17 protein-coding genes are annotated in these 19,720 nt (G+C 58.8%); 10 read left to right on the top strand and 7 right to left on the bottom strand.

Annotated elements, in window-relative coordinates; genetic code table 11:
• Position 1: 1 nt before the first annotated feature.
• Positions 2 to 751 (bottom strand): SDR family oxidoreductase, encoded by a 750-nt coding sequence (locus tag ACQR3R_RS11920; RefSeq protein ID WP_428272378.1) that lies wholly within the window; start codon positions 749 to 751, stop codon positions 2 to 4.
• Between the two features lie 293 nt (positions 752 to 1,044).
• On the opposite strand from ACQR3R_RS11920, the gene ACQR3R_RS11915 reads away from it, so the two are divergent.
• From ACQR3R_RS11915 to ACQR3R_RS11895, 5 genes are all read left to right on the top strand, one after another.
• Entirely contained in the window at positions 1,045 to 2,613 is a 1,569-nt protein-coding gene (locus ACQR3R_RS11915; RefSeq protein WP_428272377.1) for an ATP-binding cassette domain-containing protein, read from the top strand.
• On the top strand, positions 2,606 to 3,631 hold the full coding sequence (locus ACQR3R_RS11910; RefSeq protein ID WP_428272376.1) for an ABC transporter permease subunit: 1,026 nt from the start codon (positions 2,606 to 2,608) through the stop codon (positions 3,629 to 3,631). The genes ACQR3R_RS11915 and ACQR3R_RS11910 overlap by 8 nt, the downstream gene beginning before the upstream one ends.
• 45 nt (positions 3,632 to 3,676) lie before the next feature.
• Entirely contained in the window at positions 3,677 to 4,732 is a 1,056-nt protein-coding gene (locus ACQR3R_RS11905) for a substrate-binding domain-containing protein (protein ID WP_428272375.1), read from the top strand.
• A gap of 378 nt (positions 4,733 to 5,110) precedes the next feature.
• Complete coding sequence (locus tag ACQR3R_RS11900; RefSeq protein ID WP_428272373.1) at positions 5,111 to 7,498, top strand: TonB-dependent receptor domain-containing protein; 2,388 nt, start codon at positions 5,111 to 5,113, stop codon at positions 7,496 to 7,498.
• Between the two features lie 46 nt (positions 7,499 to 7,544).
• Positions 7,545 to 8,909: an amino acid permease gene (locus ACQR3R_RS11895; RefSeq protein ID WP_428272372.1), complete on the top strand. Its 1,365-nt coding sequence runs from the start codon at positions 7,545 to 7,547 to the stop codon at positions 8,907 to 8,909.
• On the opposite strand, the gene ACQR3R_RS11890 is transcribed toward ACQR3R_RS11895, so the two are convergent.
• Together ACQR3R_RS11890 and ACQR3R_RS11885 are read right to left on the bottom strand one after the other, a co-directional pair.
• Positions 8,906 to 9,367 carry a DUF3574 domain-containing protein gene (locus tag ACQR3R_RS11890; RefSeq protein WP_428272371.1) on the bottom strand — a complete coding sequence of 154 codons (462 nt, stop codon included), beginning with the start codon at positions 9,365 to 9,367 and terminating at the stop codon, positions 8,906 to 8,908. The genes ACQR3R_RS11895 and ACQR3R_RS11890 overlap by 4 nt on opposite strands.
• Positions 9,368 to 9,592: 225 nt before the next feature.
• The gene (locus ACQR3R_RS11885) at positions 9,593 to 9,832 is read right to left on the bottom strand and encodes a hypothetical protein (RefSeq protein WP_428272370.1); all 240 of its coding nucleotides are present in this window, start codon (positions 9,830 to 9,832) and stop codon (positions 9,593 to 9,595) included.
• Positions 9,833 to 9,968: 136 nt separating this feature from the next.
• Between ACQR3R_RS11885 and ACQR3R_RS11880 the strand changes: the two genes are divergently transcribed.
• Complete coding sequence (locus ACQR3R_RS11880; RefSeq protein ID WP_428272369.1) at positions 9,969 to 10,358, top strand: c-type cytochrome; 390 nt, start codon at positions 9,969 to 9,971, stop codon at positions 10,356 to 10,358.
• 301 nt (positions 10,359 to 10,659) lie between these two features.
• Here the strand turns inward: ACQR3R_RS11880 and ACQR3R_RS11875 are convergent, their stop codons facing one another.
• From ACQR3R_RS11875 to ACQR3R_RS11860, 4 genes are all read right to left on the bottom strand, one after another.
• Positions 10,660 to 11,022 (bottom strand): hypothetical protein, encoded by a 363-nt coding sequence (locus tag ACQR3R_RS11875; protein ID WP_428272367.1) that lies wholly within the window; start codon positions 11,020 to 11,022, stop codon positions 10,660 to 10,662.
• A gap of 111 nt (positions 11,023 to 11,133) precedes the next feature.
• On the bottom strand, positions 11,134 to 11,937 hold the full coding sequence (locus ACQR3R_RS11870) for a DeoR family transcriptional regulator (protein WP_428272366.1): 804 nt from the start codon (positions 11,935 to 11,937) through the stop codon (positions 11,134 to 11,136).
• 48 nt (positions 11,938 to 11,985) lie between these two features.
• Positions 11,986 to 13,335, bottom strand: a complete 1,350-nt coding sequence (locus tag ACQR3R_RS11865; RefSeq protein ID WP_428272365.1) for a GntT/GntP/DsdX family permease — start codon at positions 13,333 to 13,335, stop codon at positions 11,986 to 11,988.
• Positions 13,336 to 13,408: 73 nt separating this feature from the next.
• On the bottom strand, positions 13,409 to 14,779 hold the full coding sequence (locus ACQR3R_RS11860) for a hypothetical protein (RefSeq protein WP_428272364.1): 1,371 nt from the start codon (positions 14,777 to 14,779) through the stop codon (positions 13,409 to 13,411).
• 279 nt (positions 14,780 to 15,058) lie between these two features.
• Here ACQR3R_RS11860 and otnK point away from each other — a divergent pair, with 279 nt between their 5' ends.
• From otnK to ACQR3R_RS11840, 4 genes are all read left to right on the top strand, one after another.
• On the top strand, positions 15,059 to 16,348 hold the full coding sequence (otnK, locus tag ACQR3R_RS11855; RefSeq protein ID WP_428272362.1) for a 3-oxo-tetronate kinase: 1,290 nt from the start codon (positions 15,059 to 15,061) through the stop codon (positions 16,346 to 16,348).
• Positions 16,345 to 16,983, top strand: coding sequence for a 3-oxo-tetronate 4-phosphate decarboxylase (locus tag ACQR3R_RS11850; protein WP_428272361.1), 639 nt, complete (start codon positions 16,345 to 16,347; stop codon positions 16,981 to 16,983). The genes otnK and ACQR3R_RS11850 overlap by 4 nt, the downstream gene beginning before the upstream one ends.
• Positions 16,984 to 17,101: 118 nt before the next feature.
• Positions 17,102 to 18,100 (top strand): bile acid:sodium symporter, encoded by a 999-nt coding sequence (locus tag ACQR3R_RS11845; RefSeq protein ID WP_428272360.1) that lies wholly within the window; start codon positions 17,102 to 17,104, stop codon positions 18,098 to 18,100.
• 107 nt (positions 18,101 to 18,207) lie between these two features.
• Positions 18,208 to 19,392: a DUF2252 family protein gene (locus tag ACQR3R_RS11840; RefSeq protein ID WP_428272359.1), complete on the top strand. Its 1,185-nt coding sequence runs from the start codon at positions 18,208 to 18,210 to the stop codon at positions 19,390 to 19,392.
• The last annotated feature ends 328 nt before the right edge of the window (positions 19,393 to 19,720 follow it).

Here is a 19,720-nt window from a genome sequence, read left to right as displayed (position 1 = left end):
TTCACACATTGCCCACGCCGCCATCCACCAGTAATTCCGTACCCACCACGAATGTCGATTCATCAGAGGCAAGATACACCGCCGCTTTCGCCAGTTCCCAAGGCGTACCCAAGCGCCCGATTGGTACCAGTTGCTCAATTTTTTCGCGCAATGCTTTGAGTTCGTCGGCAGGTAAACCCAGTTTGCCCAAGGCAGCCGTTTCCGTCGGGCCGGGGCTCAGGCCATTGACCCTGATGCCGCGCTCTATCAGCTCCCCAGACAGGGTGCGAGCCAATGAAAGCAGCCCTGCTTTACTCGCAGCATAGGCGCTGCTCTGCGGCAGCCCGATCCTGGCACTCACCGATCCGCACAAAATGATTGAAGACGGGTTGGCCAGCAAATGTGTCAACGCCTGAATCAGGAAAAACGGCCCCTTGAGGTTGGTTTGCATGAGGTAGTCCCATGCTGTCTCGTCCCAGTCTTCGAGCGAGCGATGGGTGACGTCACCCGCGTTCAGGAACAAAGCGTCCAGCCGAGGCCAGGCCCCGGTAAGTTTGCGCGCCAACGCCTTCTGGCTCGCCAGATCGCCGGCGTCGCTCTGAATCGCCAGCACCGCATCCCCCAATTCCCGCCGAGCGTCAGCCAGTGCGCTTTCGCTGCGACCGGTGATCGCGACAGTCGCGCCTTCGGCCAGGAACTGGCGAGCAGTTTCCAGGCCAATGCCGGACGTGCCGCCGGTAATCAGTGCGTATTTGTTCTTCAATCTCGACATGTTTTCCGTCCCTGCAATTAATCGGCGAAGCGCTTCAGCGGGTGTACATCGAACAGGCTTATCCGAGGGTCTTTCGAAATAAAGATTGCACGTACTGTATCTGCGGATTTTCAGCGGGGAATAGAATTTCGCAGACTAACGATATAGCTGACTGATGCGCATGGCTTATAACCAAAAAATATTTTCTATGCGATAGAACTATTGGAATGTTTATAAGGGATTGCTTTTAATCCTCGCTTCAACCCTTTGTGCTCGCTGGTTTTTTTAGCGACCATCCTGTTTCGGAATACTGTATGAGTACGCCTGTTGCCGTGGCACCCGAGCCGCTGATTCGTGTACGTGAACTGAGCAAAACCTTTGGTGCCAATGTGGCGCTGGACGCCATCAGCCTGGATATTTATCCCGCAGAAGTGGTGGCATTACTGGGTGCCAACGGCGCAGGAAAATCGACGCTGGTGAAGATTCTCGCCGGCAGTCAGTCACCCGATGCTGGTGAAATTCAGGTAGACGGGCAGGCCTGTAACTTTGCCTCGCCGCTTTCTGCGCGAAGGGTCGGGATTGTTGCGGTTCATCAGCAGGTTAACGATGGCATCGCTCCCGGATTGAGCGTCGCAGAAAACCTGCTGCTCGATGAACTCTGCCAACCCGGCGCGGACTTCTGGCTCAATCGCAAGCACCTGTTCGAACGGGCCGCGAGCATCGCTGCCGGGCTCGGCCTCGAGCTGCCATTGGAGCAACCGATCGAGCGTCTCGGGCAAGCCGAGCGGCAATTGGTGGTGCTGGCCCGGGCGTTCGCCCTGCAACCGCGTCTGCTTATTCTTGATGAGCCCACGGCAGCGTTGTCGGATGTCGAGGCGCAGCGTTTGTTTGGCTTGATCGACACGCTGCGCGGTCGCGGAGTGGCCATTGTGTATATCTCGCATCGTTTGTCGGACCTGCAGCGGGTAGCCGACCGGGCCATCGTGTTGCGCGATGGTCGATTGGCCGGTGAGTTCAGCGCCCGGCAGTTGCCCGCAGCGGTAGAGGCCATGCTGGGGCAGGCGCTTGATGCTCATGTGTACCAATCACGCACTGTAGGGCGCCAAGTATTGGCACTGCGCGCAGTACAGGTCGCACCGCGCGCGCCTGCCTTCGACCTGGTCCTGTACGAAGGCGAAGTGGTGGTGCTCAGCGGGTTGCTGGGGGCCGGCAAGAGCGACATCGCTGAGGTGCTGTTCGGCTTGCGTGAGCCCGCGGCCGGCCGCTTGCAACTGGATGGCCGTGACTGGCGCCCGGGTTCGCCACGCCAAGCGATTCGCAGTGGGGTTTTTTACGCCGCCGAGGACCGCGCGAGCCAGTCAATGATTGCCGACTTTTCCCTGCGTCGAACCCTGACCTTGCCGTTTCTGGAGCGCTTCACTCGCGCAGGTTTTATCCGTAACCGGGCCGAAGCGGCAGCGGTCGCGGCACAGGTTGCAGCCCTGGGCATCAAGACCTCGGGAATTGACGTACCCATGAGTGCGTTATCAGGTGGCAACCAGCAAAAAGTCGTACTGGGACGCTGGTTGTTGGGGGTAGGGCGAGTGCTGATTCTTGATGAGCCTTTCCAGGGCGTTGATGTGCGTGCCCGACGCGAGATTGGCCAGTTGCTGCGTGACAGCGCTGGCGGCCGTGCGACGTTGGTGATCTGTGCCGATGTCGATGAAGCACTGGACATCGCCGACCGAATTTTGATTGTGCGCGACCGCGCTATCGTTGCCGAATATCCGCGTGCCGGTCTCGCCCGCGCCACATTGGTGGCGGCACTGGCTGGCACCGAAGCGCAGGCCCCGGCCGTTGTGAGCCCCTTAACCGCATCGCCGAGGAGTAAAGCGAGTGTCTGATTCGAGTTCGCTGTTGTCGACCACGCCGGCATTTTCCGAGCGTTTGCTGCACGCGTTGATCCGTTATGGATTGCTCTGGGTACTGGCGCTGATCGTGGCGTTTTTCAGCTACGCGGAACCGGCGTTCCTGCGGGTCGGCAACCTGTTCAGCATCTTGCAGTCGGTGTCGATTGTTGCGCTGCTGGCCCTTGGTGTGACGCTGACCATGGCCGTCGGCGGGCTCGACTTGTCGATCGGTGCCGTCGCGGCGATGAGTTTGATGATTGCCAGTTATGTGATGGTGGTACTGGGTTGGGGCGCCGTGCCCGCCGTGCTGTTCAGCCTGGCGGGTGGCGCCCTGGTGGGACTGCTCAACGGTTGGCTGATCGTGAAGATGCGGGTGCCGGATATTCTCGCGACGCTCGGCAGCATGTTCTTGGTGATTGGTGTGCAACTGATCCCCACCGGCGGGCGCTCGATTGCAGTCGGTATGACCCTGCCCAATGGCGAGGAGACCGAAGGCACTTTCAGTGCACTGTTTCTTGCCCTCGGTCGGGGTCGGCTGTGGGACACCGTGCCGACTCCGGTGCTGATCACCGCTGCGGTTGCGATGGTGGTGTGGCTGTTTCTCGAGCGCACGCGCATTGGGCGCTTGTTCTATGCCATTGGTGGCAACGAGCAGGCCGCACGCCTGGCGGGAGCACCGGTGCAGCGTTTGAAACAGCTGGCGTATGTGCTTTCGGCGCTGCTTGCCTCATTGGGCGGTGTGTTGTTGGCGGCGCGTCTGGGGCGCGGCGACGTCAGTTCCGGCAACGGTTTGGTATTGGATGCATTGGGCGCCGCGTTGATCGGTTTCGCCGTGCTGGGAGCGAAGAAGCCGAATGCGTTCGGCACGCTGGTCGGCGCATTGCTGGTGGCCACGCTGCTGAACGGCCTGACCATGCTCAATGCGCCTTACTACGCCCAGGATTTCGTCAAGGGACTGGTGTTGGTATTGGCCCTGATGTTCACCTTCGGCCTCGCGCATCGGGCGCGTTGAGCCGGTTTTTACATTCTTCAAAGAATGTTCTCCCAAGGAAGATGTATGCACGGATCAATCAAGGTTTTTATTCGACATTGCCTGGCCACGGCGTTGCTCTCGACGGTGGCATTGGGTGTACAGGCCAAGGCGTTGCCGGGCGCACCAGCGCCTTTCGATAAAGGTAACGTGCAAATCGCACTGGTGGGTTATCTGTTCTCGGGGGATTTTCCCGAAGCCTACCTGCGTGGCGTGGAGACACAGACCAAAGCACTGGGCGCAACGTTGCGCGTGTTCGATGCGCGCCAGCAGGCGGCTAGCCAGGGGGAGATGATCGATCAGGCAATCGACCTCGGCGTTGACGGCATCATCGTTCAGCTTGGCTTGGCAGAAACCCTCAAAGGCCCAATCGACCGCGCCATCGCCAAGGGCATCAAAGTGGTGGCGTTCGACGTCGACATCAACAGCCCGCAGGTGACCCAGGTCGAGCAGGACCATCGTGCGCTGGCGCGCTTGGCACTGGACCAGGCGATAAAGGACAACGGCACACACTTCGATGCCGGTTACGTCTATATCAGCGGTTTCACTCCAATGGAGCTGCGGGACGAGATCTGGAGCCAGGTTAAAGCGGCGAACCCGGGCATTATCGAAAAAGCTCGATTCGGCACGCTCAATCCACCCATCGCCAACTCTGTCGCCGATCAGGCCAGCGCCGTGTTGCGCGCCAACCCTGGGATCAGTGTGATTTTCGCGCCGTTCGACGAGTTCGCCAAAGGCGCAAAAATTGCCGTCGACGAGGCGGGTCTGGGGCCGAAGGTAAAAATCTACAGCGCGGATATTTCCACCGCCGATATTCAGATCATGAAGGAGGCGAACAGTGCCTGGGTCGCGACCGCTGCGGTCAACCCGCAAGTGGCCGGCGCCATCAGTGTGCGCAGTTTGGCAATGCTGATTGCCGGTGAGAATCCCGGGCACAAAGTACTGGTGCCACCCACCCTGATCACCCGTCAGCAGCTACTGGATCTGGACGTGAAAAATGTTCGCGACCTGGCACAGAAGCTACCTGCCTTCGGCGACACCGCCAATGTCGCGCGTGCAGCGTGGATTCCTTCAGCGGATTGAGCGGCGAACAGCAATTAGTGTGGAGTGCGCTCACTCCATGCCGTGTACTTAGTTGTCATTTAGTTAAGGTTAGTTGCTGCCTGATCAACACAACTGCTGCTCAGGCAACAGTTTGTTGGTCGGGTATAACCTAAGTGTTATTGGTTCTTTTGCATTAGTTAAAGCCTCGTCTAGCATCGGTGCTCTGGGGATTTACAGTAAATTTTCTAGAATGCTTTCAGAGACTTATTCACATCTTAAAGTCGCCACTAACTTTGTTTAATGGCGTTCGTCGTACCTGGGATTTATAAAACTACAGCAGACATTGCCGCGCACGTGTTATCGATTTTTTAATGGTCGGTACGGCCGGGTATTAGCTGCGATAAAAGGAGCTGCTTGATGTACCACCGTTCTCGTTCTTTACTCGCCGCCGCAACAGTGATGGCAATAACACAACTGCCTGCACAAGCCGAAGAAGTGTCCACCCGTGCCGATGATGACACCCGCTTGGGCGCCGTGTTGGTGACCGGCACTCGCGGCACGGCTCGCACCGTGCTGGATTCACCCGTCCCGGTAGACGTGCTGACCGCCGAAGACCTCAAGTCCGCGGGGGCCAGCAATGGTGAATTGGGGCAGGCCTTGCAGACGCTGCTCCCCTCGTTCAGTTTTCCACGGCAATCCAACTCCGGTGGTGCCGACCATGTGCGGGCGGCGCAGTTGCGCGGCATGAGTCCCGATCAAGTTCTGGTGCTGGTCAATGGCAAGCGCCGGCATACCTCGGCGCTGGTCAACGACTCGTCGAAGATCGGCCGAGGCACAGCGCCGGTGGACTTCAACTCAATCCCCATCAGCGCAATCAAACGCATCGAAGTATTGCGAGATGGCGCGGGCGCGCAATACGGCTCCGACGCGATTGCCGGGGTGATCAACATCATTCTTGACGACGCCCCGGAGGGCGGCGAAGTGTCCACCACTTACGGCGCTTATCACACGCATGAAAACGCCATTGGCAAGACCATCACCGACGGCCAGAACAGCATGACCACCGCTAAGATCGGCACGCGTCTGGGTGAAGAGGGCGGTTTCATCCGGGGTGGTACCGAGTACAAGGACCGCGACCCGACCAACCGCGCAGGGTTCGACGGTTTTGCCGACACGCCGGGCCAGCGTAACTACATCATGGGTGACGGCATCGCCCGGGACGTTAACCTTTGGTTCAACGGCGAGTTGCCGCTGGCTGGCGGCAAGGCTTACTCGTTCGGCACCTACAACGAACGGCACACCACGGGCGCCGAGTTTTATCGCTACCCGTATGAACAGCCGCAGTTTTACCCCAACGGTTTTCTCCCGCAATCGATCGGTGACAATCAGGACCTGTCTGCCACCGCAGGCTTCAAAGGCCTGTTAGGCGATGATTGGGACTTTGACAGCAGCCTCACGCACGGCCGCAATCACTTCGATTCGGCTACCCGGCGCACCCTCAACGTGTCGCTTGGGGCCGATTCGCCAACGCGTTTCGACACCGGTGAATACGAGTTGCGCCAGACCACCGCCAACCTCGATTTCACACGCGAGTTACGCCTGGCCGATCGTGCTTTCGTGTTGGCAGTGGGCGGCGAATACCGGTACGAGAACTACCTGACTTATGCCGGCGACGAAGCTTCGTACGTCGGCACCGGCGCTGACGGTGCCAACGGCCTGCGTCCGAGTGAAGAGGTGGATCTGGACCGCAACGTGTTCGGTACCTATGCCGAGTTGTCCGGCGATCTCACTGACCGCTTATTCGTCGATGCCGCTACACGCTGGGAGCGTTACGACGATGCCGGCAGCAAACTTACCGGCAAGCTCAGTGGCCGCTATCGCCTGACCGAGCAATGGGCTTTGCGCGGCGCGGTATCGAACAACTTCCGCGCACCATCGCTGGCGCAAATCGGCTTTCAGAACACCACCAGCAACTTCGGTACTGGCGGCACTCTCACCGATATTCGCGTGCTCTCGGTCAACGATCCGATTGCTCGCGCATTGGGCGCGGAGAAACTCGATCCGGAGACCTCGAAGAACTTCAGCCTGGGCCTGACCGCACAGTTGAGCGAGCGCTTTGACGCCTCTTTGGACGTGTTCCGCATCGACGTCAAGGACCGCGTCACGCTGTCGCAACGCATCGGCAGTGATGCGATGGAGCAGTACATCAACGACAACTTCGGTGTTGCCGGTGTGCACGACGTGAACTTTTTTACCAACGCCGCCGATACCCGCACCGATGGTGCCGAGTTGGTGCTCAATTATCACCAGCCGTTGTACGAAGGATTGCTGGGCCTGACCACGGCTTATACCTACAACCACACCAAGGTGACGGGCACCAAAGGCACACCATCGCAACTTACCGCGTTGGGCATTGGCAACGACGCGCTGGTTGGCGTTGAAGAGCGCAACACATTGACCGACGCCGCACCCAAGGACCGCTTCATGGTGTCCGCCAATTGGGCCAGCCAGCATTGGGGCCTGCTGGGCCGCCTGACGCGTCAGGGCGAAACCACACGGGTGTTCGATTTCGGTGACTCGCAGCCCGAGCAAACCTATGGCGCGGTGTGGCAGCTGGACGCCGAGGTGCAATACAAATTCACGCCCAAATTCGACATCGCCGTGGGTGGCAACAACCTGACCGACAACTACCCGGAACGCTCGAAGTCGGAAATCAACTACGGAGGCAACCTGCCGTATGACGTGTTGTCACCCATCGGCACCAACGGCGCCTACTACTACGCTCGCGCCACTTACGGCTTTTGAGTCCAGCGGCACTCACACGAGTGGCGGTTAACCGACGGGATAGACCATGAGCGAACAGCTTGGCCCCAAGCGACACTTGCCGGTTTTCCAGGCACTACTGGTCACGCTGGGCATGGTGATTACCACTGACATTCTGAAAACCGCGCCCACCGTGGCCTTGAATGTGGGCCCCGACTATTTTTACCTGGTGTGGGTTTTGGGCGGTCTGTGCTCGATGGTTGGGGCGCTGTGTTTTGCCGAAATGGCCACCGCGTTTCCTCATCCGGGTGGCGATTACCATTTCCTGCGCACGGCCTATAGCGAGCGCTTGGGGTTTGTGTTCGCCTGGTCGCGTTTTTCGGTGATGCACACGGGTTGGATTGCTTTGTCGGCGTTCATGTTTGCCGATTACTTCAACGCCATTGTGCCGTTGGGCACCTACGGTTCCGGGCTGTTTGCCGCGGGTGTGATCGCCTCCCTGGTGCTGCTGAATCTGACGGGCAAACACATCGGTTTTATCACCCAGACAGTGCTTGTGGTGTTGCTTGCAGTGGGGTTTTTGAGCATTGCCAGCGCTGGTGTATGGCTGGCGTGGCAAGGTGTCGAGGTGCCCGTTCCCCTCGTTTCGGTAGCGGCAGAGCACACCGGTGCCGCCGGGTTTTCTTCTGCGATGATTTTCGTGTTTTTGGCATTTGGAGGCTGGAGCGATGCGGCGACATTGTCAGCCGAGGTGCGTGACGGCCGGCGCGGTATTTTCATCGCCATGCTCGGCGCCCTGAGCGTGCTGATGGTGATTTATCTGGCGCTCAATTGGGCTTTTGTCCAGGGCTTGGGTTTTGCGGGGCTGGCCGCCAGTAATGCGCCAGCAGTCGAGTTACTGGACCGGGCATTCGGCGCGCCCGGTGCCGTACTGATTGTGTTGATGGTGGGTGTCGCGGCGGTCGCCAGCATCAACTCGACGCTGTTGGTGGGGGCGCGCACCACTTACGCCGCCGCCCGTGACGTACCGCAATTGCGCACGCTAGGCGACTGGGACGAACGCCATGGCGTGCCGCGTCGAGCGCTGCTGGCAGAAGGCGCGGTGGCGCTGCTGCTGGTGCTGTTCGGCAGTTTTACCCAAAGTGGTTTCAACACCATGGTTGAGTACCTGACACCGGTCTACTGGTTGTTCCTGAGCCTGAGCAGCCTGGCGTTGATCATCCTGCGACGGCGTTTTCCTGACACCCCCCGGCCGATAAAAGTGCCGCTGTATCCATTGTTGCCACTGCTGTTCTTCGCCTTGTGCCTGTACATGGTCTATTCCAGCGTTACGGTGGTGGGCTACGGTGCGTTGCTCGGGATTGCGGTGTTGCTGCTGGGGGCGGTGTTGCTCGCGGGGCTTGGCCGCTGGTCGTCACCGCCCCGGCGGACCCTTGATGAACCAGCCGTTTAGAAAGATACCTGCGCCGGTTGCGACAGGCGCAGCACTGACAGGTCACCGGTAATGCGTTTATAGGCCAGGCGAATCGCTTCGATGTCCTGGTCATGCCGGGCATCGTTTTCGTGCAGGATCACGATGACTTTGGTGCTCAGTCGCTCAGGCTCTTTTGCGCCTTGGTCACGCCATTGTCCGTAAGCATCCAGCACACTGAACCCGTCCGGAAAACGCGGCGTTACTTCCTGATCGAGAAACTCGCGCCAGCGAGCCGGGCTGACCACGCCTTCCTTGCCTTCTAGCGGTCCTACCGAAAAATACAACTCGGTGCGCACCCACTGCGCCTGCGCCGGACGCGTCGCATCGCCCTGAAGCGTCGAGCTGTCGGGGTTTTTGGTATGGACCGAGGCGGGTGGTGGGCTGGCACAAGCGCTGACGGCCAGGAAAAGTGCGGCGAGTAAAAAACGATGTGGCATGTCACGTCCCTAGTGTTGTGTGCAAAGGAGACGATTGTAGGGGGAACGATTAATAGCGATAAAAGATTAAAAAGTGCCACGAAGCTTGTTTTGTGGAATAAGAAAACGGCGTGGTCTGCGCTCGAAAAATGGGTCCAGTCAGGTGCTCGGGCAAAAAAAAACCGGCAGGCGTTGGTCGCTGCCGGTTTTACGTTTGCACCCATTCAGATCAGGCGCGCAACATTACTAATTCCCATCCGCCACCTTGCGTTCGATTTCCGCAGTTTTACGGTTCAGCTCTTCTACGTCCTGCTCTTTGGCGCGGGTCGAGGAAGGTGTAATGACCTCGTCAACACCCTTGGTATCGTTGTCGGTGTCCGCAAGGTCGCGCTCCACTACATTCACAGGCTTGCCTGACGTGTCGGTGGGTGGGGCGTTGGATGGGGTTTGTGCGCCGTCGTTTCTGATGCTGTCATCGCTGTTCATATCGCGTACCTCTGTTGGCTTACACATTGGATACAGCGGCATGGCCGGAGTTCGAGTTTTTTCCGACGTAACGCTGCCAACCATGCTGAAATAGCCGCAGGTACCCGCCACACGTAACCTCTGATAGAGAACACAGATGAACACAGCCGCGTTTTTTACTGTCGCCCTCACGCTCTGCGCGGGGTTGTTCAACGGGGCGGCTCAAGCGGCCGGGGATGTTGAAGCGGGGCAGAAACTGTTTGGTCGAATCTGCGGTGGTTGCCATCAGGTCGGGGAGTCGGCGCGGGGTTCGTTTGGTCCGCAACTGAATGGCATTTTCGGGCGACTGTCGGGCACGTCAGCTGACTACCAGTACTCCGACGCGATGAAATCAGCAGGCATTGTCTGGACCCACGAAACGCTTGCTGCGTACCTCGAAGCACCGAAGAAAGTGGTTCCAGGAACCCGCATGATCTTCTGGGGCCTCAGCGATCCTGAAAAGATTGAAGATGTGCTGGCTTACCTGCAGACGTTTCAGGCGCAATAGAGATTATGGCGTGCACAAAAAAAGCCCGGCCTGACATGCCTAATGCTGTTCACTTAAGCGATACCCATACATTTTGTGGCGAGGGGATTCATCCCCGTTGGGCTGCGCAGCAGTCGTAAACCCAGCATACGCGGTGTACCTGCTACACCTCGGTTGCAGCTTTTGGGGCTGCTGCGCAGCCCAACGGGGATGAATCCCCTCACCACAGAATGCTGTTTGTCTGAAGATCGTCTAAGTGAACAGCATTAGGCATGTCAGGCCGGGCTTTTTGTTGAGTATCGCGTTGAGGACACTCATGTCTTCATGCGTTGCGGTTTTCGATCAGGCGATCGGAACCACCTTCGGCAACACGGTTTTCGATCAGGCGATCAGAACCACCTTCGGCAACACGGTTTTCGATCAGGCGATCGGAACCACCTTCGGCGACACGGTTTTCGATCAGGCGATCGGAACCACCTTCGGCGACACGGTTTTCAATCAGGCGATCGGAACCACCTTCGGCAACACGGTTTTCGATCAGGCGATCGGAACCACCTTCGGCAACACGGTTTTCGATCAGGCGATCCGAGCCACCTTCGGCGATAACCGGGTGAGCCGAGGAAGCGGCGAAAGCGTTAACTGCAAAAACCGAGAAGGCGATGCTGAGCAAGAGTTGGCGTTTCATGTTTGTGTGCTCCGGGGTGTTAGTGGTTGGTATGGAGCTGATGCTACGCCGCGCAGTTTTTATGAGAACTTCATTGAGGTGATGGTGAACATCGACGGCAATGATGGTTGCCTAGGCCAGGGTCAATTCAACGCCCAGCTTGCGAATACCATCAGCCGCCGCTTGCGTCAGTTTGATATCGCTGATGATCGAATCAAACTGGTTAAGGCCGGCGATTTTGTACATGCCGAAGGTGGCGTACTTCGAACTGGTCGCGATCAGCACCGTTTGCGTGGCTGATTGCATGGCCGCCTGCTTGACCTCGACCTTGAGTGCCGACGGCGTGGTAACCCCGCGCTGCAAATCCCATGAGCTGGTCGAGATGAAGGCGATGTCGGTCACGATCTGGCGCAAGGTGGCAGCGGCCAGGCCACCGACGCTGGAGCGGTTCGGGTGGTCGAGCAGCCCGCCGGTATGAATAACGTCGACGTGCTGGGCATCGGCCAGCGCGTGAACAATCCCGAAATCGTTGGTCACCACGGTCATGCCGGTCAGCTCGATAATGTACGGAATCAGTGACAGCAAGGTGGTGCCAGCGTCGAGGTAGACCGTCATGTTTTCGCGCAGCAGCAGCGCCGCATGGCGCGCCATGTTTTCTTTTTCGGGCAGTTCAGTCACAGCCTTGAGTTGATGGCTGAGCTCGTGGTGAACCTGGCTGGCGATTCTGACGCCCCCGGTCACCGAGTAGGCTTTACCCTCCTGTTCAAGCACTGCGATGTCCCGTCGCACCGTCATGTGCGAGCAGTCGAACATTTCCATCAAATGATGAACGCTCAGCACTTGATGCTTGCGTAACTGGCGCAGGATCAGTTCGCGGCGCTGTTCAGGAATCATCGGAGAGCCGGTGTGAGTGGCGCCGTTTTCTTCGTCCTGCATCTGAGCTCCTGAAAGGGGTAAGGCCAATCAATCGATTGGCCCGACAATTTAGCGTATTACCGCTTCAATCAATAGAACCCCGATCAGGCCGAGCAGCGATTGCAGGCAGAGCATCAGGGTCCAGGTGCGGAAGGTCTGGGCCACGGTCAGCTGGAAATACTCCTTGAACAGCCAGAACCCGGAGTCATTGACGTGGGAGAGCATCACCGCGCCGGACGCCGTTGCCAGCACCAGCAATTCTGGCGAAAGTTCGGGGTGAGCCAGTGCCAGTGGCGCAACGATGCCAGTAGCCGCCACCGTTGCGACAGTTGCCGAACCCAGGCAAATGCGCAGTAACGCGGCAATGCCCCAGCTGAGAATCAACGGGTTGATCGCCCAGCCGGACGCGTGATGGGTAATCAATACGTCCAGGTGAATGGTGGTGAGCATTTCCTTGAAGCCGCCGCCGGCACCCAGGATCATCACGATTGCACCGAGCGGCGCGAGGCCTTGGCCGGCCATTTTTTGGACCTGGCCGAGGTTGAAACCGGAACGCAGGCCCAGCGCAAAAAACGCAAAGATAACGGCAGCCAACAACGACAGGATCGGGTTGTTCAACGCGTTGAAGAAGCCGTACAGCGCGGTGCCTTTTGTGCTGTAGGCAATGCCCAGCGTGCCGATCAACATCAAACCGGGTGGCAACAATACGCTGGTGATCGACGCCGCCAGCGACGCTTGCGGCTGACCTTCCACCGCCTCGCGAGCGCCGACCGGGCCCGCGGTCAAATCAGGCGCGGGGCCGAACCATGGGCTGATCAGTTTGGTGAACACCGGGCCGCAAATGACCGCCACCGGAATGGCGATCAGCAGGCCGTAAAAAATCGTCAGGCCGGTGTTCGCATGAAACGCAGCAACCGCCAGGGTCGGCGCCGGGTGGGGTGGTAGCAAACCGTGCGATACATACAGGCCCGCAGCCAACGGCAAACCGATGTACAGCAAATGGCTGTTAGTGCGTTTGGCCACGGTGTAAACCAAAGGTGCGAGCATGATGAAGCTCACATCAAACAGGTGTGGCATGCCGATCAGCAGGGCAGCGGCGCAAATAGCCCACGGCGCGTATTGCACCGGGCGTTTGCCGATGAAGGCGTTGGCGATGCGATCCGCACCACCGGAACCCAGCAAAATGCCGCCGAGCAGTGTGCCGAGACCGATCACCGGACCGGTCTTGGCCAGCGCCGAGCCGAAGCCTTTGGCGAAGCTGTCGATGGTGTCTGCCGAACTGACGCCGCTAAGGATGCCCAGCCCGATGGCCGTCAGCGTAAGCGCCAGGAATGGATTGAGCTTGAGCCGAGTGATCAAAAAGATCAGCACGACGATGGCGCCTGCCGCCATCGAGAAAATAAACAGTTCGCTATTCATATTTTTGTTGAACCTGTTCTCACGCGAAAAATGTTGATGCTGCGTCCTCGTAGGTGCCCCGAGGCACCCGGACTCAGGCTTGCAGGCGACCGGCGCACCACGCGTTGTGCAGGTCCAGGTCGTAGCCGGTGAGGTCTGCAATGTGCAGCAATGACCCGGCCTTGATGTCCCGTGCTGCGGTGGCGTGAGCGGCCAGGTACAGCGGCGCGACGTCTTCGTCCGCGTCGGCGGCGGCCAATAGCACGGCTTGAACACCGGTGACGTCATGGTGGTGGCCGCCCATTTTCAACACGGTGCCGGCAGCAATATCGACCGTCGCGCGTCCGGCCAATACCGTGGACTGGCTTGGCGTGTTGGTGCCTGAAGCACGCTTGTGCAGCACCGCGTTAAGCAGGGTGATCGGGGTTTCTACGCCCATGAAGTGATAAGGCAGGTACATGCACGCGTAGCGGCCGTCGCGGCTCACCACATGGCCTTTTTGAGCCAGCAGCTGCCACGTCGGTTGGTCATGGGTACGCACGATCACAAACACGCCACCCGCAAAACTGGCTTCGTCCGGCAAACGCAGCACGTTGAACACTTCAATCACGCCTTCGCGCCCGAGGATGCCGCCGTCTTCGCGCAGGGCATAAATGTCGGCCAGTTCATTGACGCGGGCGATGGGGTAATGCAGCAACTCGACGTCTGGGATCAGCCCGGTGTTGGTCGCGACCACCGACATTTCGCAATAGTCGGCAGTGGCAGATGTTTTCAGGCCATCCAGCGCCGCGCGGCGGGCGGCGAGGGTCGCCGGAATATCGTCGCTCAAGGTCAGGAAATCGCCCATCGCCGGTGCGTGAATGACGTTTTCGAGTTGGGTGATGGTGCCGTTCGACGGGTCGAATACCAGGTCGTATTCACTGGATTTGCCGGCCGCGACAATGTCCAGGCCCAACACCCGTGCCCAACTGACCCAACCGATGAGATTGGCCGGTTGATCACCGTCAGCGGTGGTGTAGACGACGCCATGTTTGGCCGCCAGGCGCGATAAAGTGATACCGCTCACGGCATCGACTTCCTTGCTGACCATCGCCACGTGTCGGCCGGCCTCGAGGTCTCGGCGGGCGGTGCGATAGCCGATCGCCGGGTTGCCAGTGGCTTCGACCAGAATGTCGTAGTTCGCGTGGGCCAGCAGTTCGACGTCCGCGACCAACACAATAGCGTCGGCGGGGGCGGCGGCGATTTGCTTGGCGTCGGTGCAGACGATCAGGCGTTCGGCAGCGAAGCCCAATTCCAGGCACAGCGCGTGCAGACCCGCCACATCAAGATCACACAGCGCCGCAGCCTCCAGACGTGGCATCTTCAATGTCTGAGCCAGCAGGGTTCGGGAAAATCCACCCTTCGCACCGGTCAGTGCATAGCGCACGGGTTGCGATTGGTCAGCAAACAATAATTCGAAATTCATGGTTCGTCCTCGGTGAAGGGTGAAGTCGGTAGCAACCACCGGATGAACAATAATTGTTATGGATTCGTGGCTACCGAGTCTCTGCACCTTGTTATAAATTCACACGAAGGTCAAATAATTTAACAATGGTTAACATCATTGCGGATTTTTGCCCTATGATCTGGCCGTGCCAAATCAGACGATGTGATTTTTTATCATTTTCTAACACTGCTGAGCGTTGTCGTGTCAGCAGGGGATTACGCGGGCCGGCCATTGACCGGCCCCGCTGGAGATAACTGTATGAGTCCTGTAACCGCCCCCTTACTGGGTTGTATCGCTGACGATTTCACCGGTGCCACCGACTTGGCCAGCATTCTGGTACGCGGCGGCATGCGTACCGTGCAAACCATCGGCATACCGGATGCTGAGCTGGCCGAGACGCTGAACGCCGATGCTGTGGTTATCGCCTTGAAATCGCGTACCAGCCCGGCCGCTGAAGCCATTCGCGAATCGTTGGAGGCCTTGGAGTGGTTGCGTCTGCGGGGTTGCACGCAGTTTTTCTTCAAATATTGTTCGACCTTCGACTCCACCAGCGCCGGCAACATCGGTCCGGTCACGGACGCTTTGCTGGACGCGCTGGGCAGTGACTTCACGATTGCGTGCCCGGCGTTTCCGGAAAACGGGCGCACCTTGTTCCGTGGTTATCTGTTCGTTCAGGACGGATTACTCAGCGAGTCGGGCATGGAACATCACCCGCTCACGCCGATGAAAGACCCCAACCTGGTTCGCGTGTTGAGCCAACAAACGCCTTCTTCAGTCGGGTTGGTGAGATACGACGCGGTCGCTCAAGGGGTTGCTGCGGTCAGCGCGCGATTCGATGAGTTGCGTGGCGAAGGTGTGCGTATGGCTATCGCCGATGCGCTATCGGATGCAGATTTGATTACCCTCGGCGAAGCGTGTGCCTCATTGCAGCTGATCACCGGCGGCTCGGGTATCGCCCAAGGGCTGCCCGCCAATTTCCTGCGTGCAGGAACATTGCGACAGCTTGACGCTGCACAAATGGAGGTCGGCAACGGCCGGGCGGTGGTATTGGCGGGCAGTGCTTCGAAGGCCACCAACGGGCAAGTTGCTGATTGGTTACAGGCCGGCAATGCGGCGTATCACGTTGACCCGCTGGCCTTGGCCGACGGCAAGGATGTGGTCGGCGAAGCGATCGCCTTCGCCGAACAGAACGAACCTGCGTTGATCTATTCGACCGGCAGCCCAGGGGCGGTGCGTGCGGCTCAGGAGCGATTGGGCGTCGAGCGTGCCGGTGCGTTGGTTGAGCAAGCACTCGCCAGTATTGCCTCTGGCTTGTACAACAAAGGCTTTCGTCGTTTTGTCGTTGCGGGTGGCGAGACCTCGGGATCCGTGGTCAAGGCACTTAACGTCAAGGCCCTGCGCATCGGACGGCAGATCGATCCGGGTGTGCCTTTGACGGTAACGCTGGGCAGCGCCGACCCGATTTCACTGACGTTGAAATCCGGAAATTTCGGCAGCGTGGACTTTTTCAGTAAAGCCCTGCGCCTGATGCAAGGGGCGACCTCATGAGTATTGAAAACGCGCTGCGCGAAGAAATATGCACCGTCGGGCGTAGCCTGTACGAGCGCGGTTATACGGTAGGCACGGCGGGCAATATCAGCGCACGGCTAGCCGATGGCTGGCTCATCACGCCGACAGACGCCTCGCTGGGTAATCTTGACCCGGCGCGCATTGCCAAAGTCGCCACCGATGGTTCGTGGGTCAGTGGGGACAAACCCTCGAAGACCCTGGCGTTGCATCGCCAGATCTACGACCACAATCCACAGGCTCAAGGCGTGGTGCATACCCACTCCACGCATCTGGTGGCGTTGACCCTGGCCGGTGTCTGGAGCCAGGACAACATTTTGCCGCCGATCACGCCTTACCAAGTGATGAAGGTCGGGCGTGTACCGCTGATCAATTATGAGCGACCGGGCGCGCCAGGTGTGGCGCAACAAGTTGCAAGGCTGGCCAGCCAGGTGCGGGCGGTAATGCTCGAACGCTTGGGGCCTGTGGTCTGGGAAAGCTCTATTTCCAAAGCCAGTCATGTGCTGGAAGAACTCGAAGAAACCGCGCGCCTGTGGCTGATGACACAACCACGGCCTGCGCCGTTGAGCGATGCCGCAATCGAGGAACTAAAAACGGTATTCGGGGCTGTTTATTGAGCAGCAATGGCCGGCATGTCCTTTAGTCGATATCTAGTGGCTCATTGGCGTTAGCCGGACATCGGCATGCAGCGTAGAGTCCAAGTTACGTTTTTGGCTCTCCCGGATGATGATCGTTATGACTCGCCCTCGTTTTTTACCCGACAATTTCACGCTAACCCTGGTCAGCGTGGTGATCCTGGCCAGCCTGCTGCCGGCCACGGGTCAAGTCGCAGTCGGCTTTGGCTGGTTGACCAACATCGCGATTGCGCTGCTGTTCTTTTTGCATGGTGCGAAGCTGTCTCGCGAATCGATCATTGCCGGCGCCGGTCACTGGCGCCTGCACTTGTTGGTATTCGGGCTTACATTTGTCCTGTTTCCACTGCTGGGCCTGGCGCTTAAACCGGTGCTGTCGCCCATGATCGGCAAAGATTTGTACATGGGCATGCTTTATCTCTGCGCACTTCCCGCCACTGTGCAGTCGGCGATTGCCTTTACCTCATTGGCCCGGGGTAATATTCCGGCGGCGATATGCAGCGCGGCCGCGTCCAGCCTGTTCGGGATCTTCCTGACACCGTTGCTGGTGACGTTGTTGTTGAATGTGCACGGCGATGGCGGTTCGACCGTTGATGCCATTTTGAAAATCAGCATGCAATTGTTGCTGCCGTTTATTGCCGGGCAGATCGCCCGTCGCTGGATCGGCGCCTGGGTTGGGCGCAACAAGAGCTGGCTGAAATTCGTGGATCAGGGCTCGATTCTGTTGGTGGTCTACGGTGCTTTCAGCGAGGCGGTCAACGAGGGCATCTGGCATCAGATTCCGCTGTGGGAACTGGGTGGGCTGGTGGTTGCCTGCTGTGTGTTGCTGGCGCTGGTATTGGCTGCTGCGACGGTGCTGGGCAAAGCCTTCGGTTTCAGCATGGAAGACCGCATCACCATCCTCTTCTGCGGCTCCAAGAAAAGCCTGGCAACCGGCGTGCCGATGGCGCAGGTGCTGTTCGGCGGCAGCACGATTGGCGTGTTGATTTTGCCATTGATGTTATTCCACCAGATTCAACTGATGGTGTGTGCGGTACTGGCTCAGCGCTACGCAAAACGCCAGGAATCGGTGGCAGAACTGATGGGCCAGGTCGATCCTTGACGGTCATTTAGTGCTCACTGGATGAGCCTTTGAATAATTCTGTAATATTTTGAAACATCTGAGCGTCGCGAGGGGTCAACACTGTTCGGCCCCTCCAAGAATTGCTCATGAAAACACCTCGCCCGACCGCTCGACTCGAACCCCTTTCGCAACTTCGAAACCTCAAGATGGCGCGTTCTGCGCACGCTTATGTGCGCGGCAGTACGGTGCAGTTTTACGAGTGGCTGCACAGCCAATCCGGCCGACGCTTGCCGCATGGCCCGGCCGTGTGGATCTGTGGCGATTGCCACGCCGGTAACCTGGGTCCAACGGGCGATTCGAAGGGACGAATCGACATCCATATTCGTGATCTCGATCAAACGGTGATCGGCAATCCCGCGCACGACCTGGTCAGGCTGGCGTTGTCGTTAGCCACGGCGGCCCGTGGTTCGGACTTGCCCGGCGTTGCGACGGCACGCATGCTCGAAGAAATGATGGTGGGTTACGAGCAGGCGTTTGAAGACGATGTCGATGAAGAGCCACCTCGTCCGGCTCAGGTGAAGGCTGGCATGCGCAGCGCCGTGCAGCGTACCTGGAAGCATCTGGCGCAAGAGCGGATCGAGGACACACGGCCGACCATCCCGTTGGGCAAGCATTTTTGGTCGCTGTCTCGCCCAGAGCGTGCAGCCCTCAAATCGTTGTGCGCAACGCCCGAGATTCATTCGTTGGTGACCTCGCTGAAGGGCAGGTCGAAGAATGACAACGTTGAGCTGCTTGATTCGGCGTACTGGGTAAAAGGCTGCAGTTCGCTCGGGTTGAAGCGCTACGCGGTGTTACTGGGTGTGGGTGATGAGGAGGATGAGGAATATTGCCTGCTCGATATCAAGGAAGCGGTCGCGGCCGCCGCACCCCGCGCGGCCCGGGCCGCCATGCCACGCGATAACGCCAAGCGCGTAGTGGAGGGCGCACAGCATCTTTCGCCTGGACTGGGTAACCGGATGATGGCGACACGGTTGCTCGACAATGGATTCTTTATTCGTGAGCTGCTCCCGCAAGACATGAAGCTTGAACTCGATCAATTGAGCCAGCGAGACGCGATGCGTGCTGCGGGTTATCTGGCGCGAGTGGTCGGCATTGCGCATGCCCGGCAGATGGACAAAGCCACACGCCGATCCTGGATTCATGATTTGCAGACCAACCGTACCCAGACACTCGACGCACCTTCGTGGCTATGGTCGAGTGTTGTTCAATTGGTCGGCAATCATGAAAAGGGTTATCTGGAGCACTGTCGCCGCTATGCGTTGGAGCATTGAAGGCACAGAGCGGAACAACACCCAACGGTGGGAGCCAGCCTGCTGGCGAAGGCTGACTGGCATTCACGATTGATATCGCCTGGGACAACCCATTTCGCGAGCAGGCTCGCTCCCACATTGGATCGGCGTCGCACACTAAGTCCGCGCCCGGCAAAAATCCAACGGTGGGAGCCAGCCTGCTGGCGAAGGCTGACTGGCATTCACGATTGATATCGCCTGGGACAACCCATTTCGCGAGCAGGCTCGCTCCCACATTGGATCGGCGTCGCACACTAAGTCCGCGCCCGGCAAAAATCCAACGGTGGGAGCCAGCCTGCTGGCGAAGGCT

This window comes from Gordonia sp. IEGM753 (genome assembly GCF_050321825.1).
In the GTDB taxonomy this organism is placed as follows: domain Bacteria; phylum Pseudomonadota; class Gammaproteobacteria; order Pseudomonadales; family Pseudomonadaceae; genus Aquipseudomonas.
This window is presented reverse-complemented; position numbering and strand designations above follow the sequence as displayed.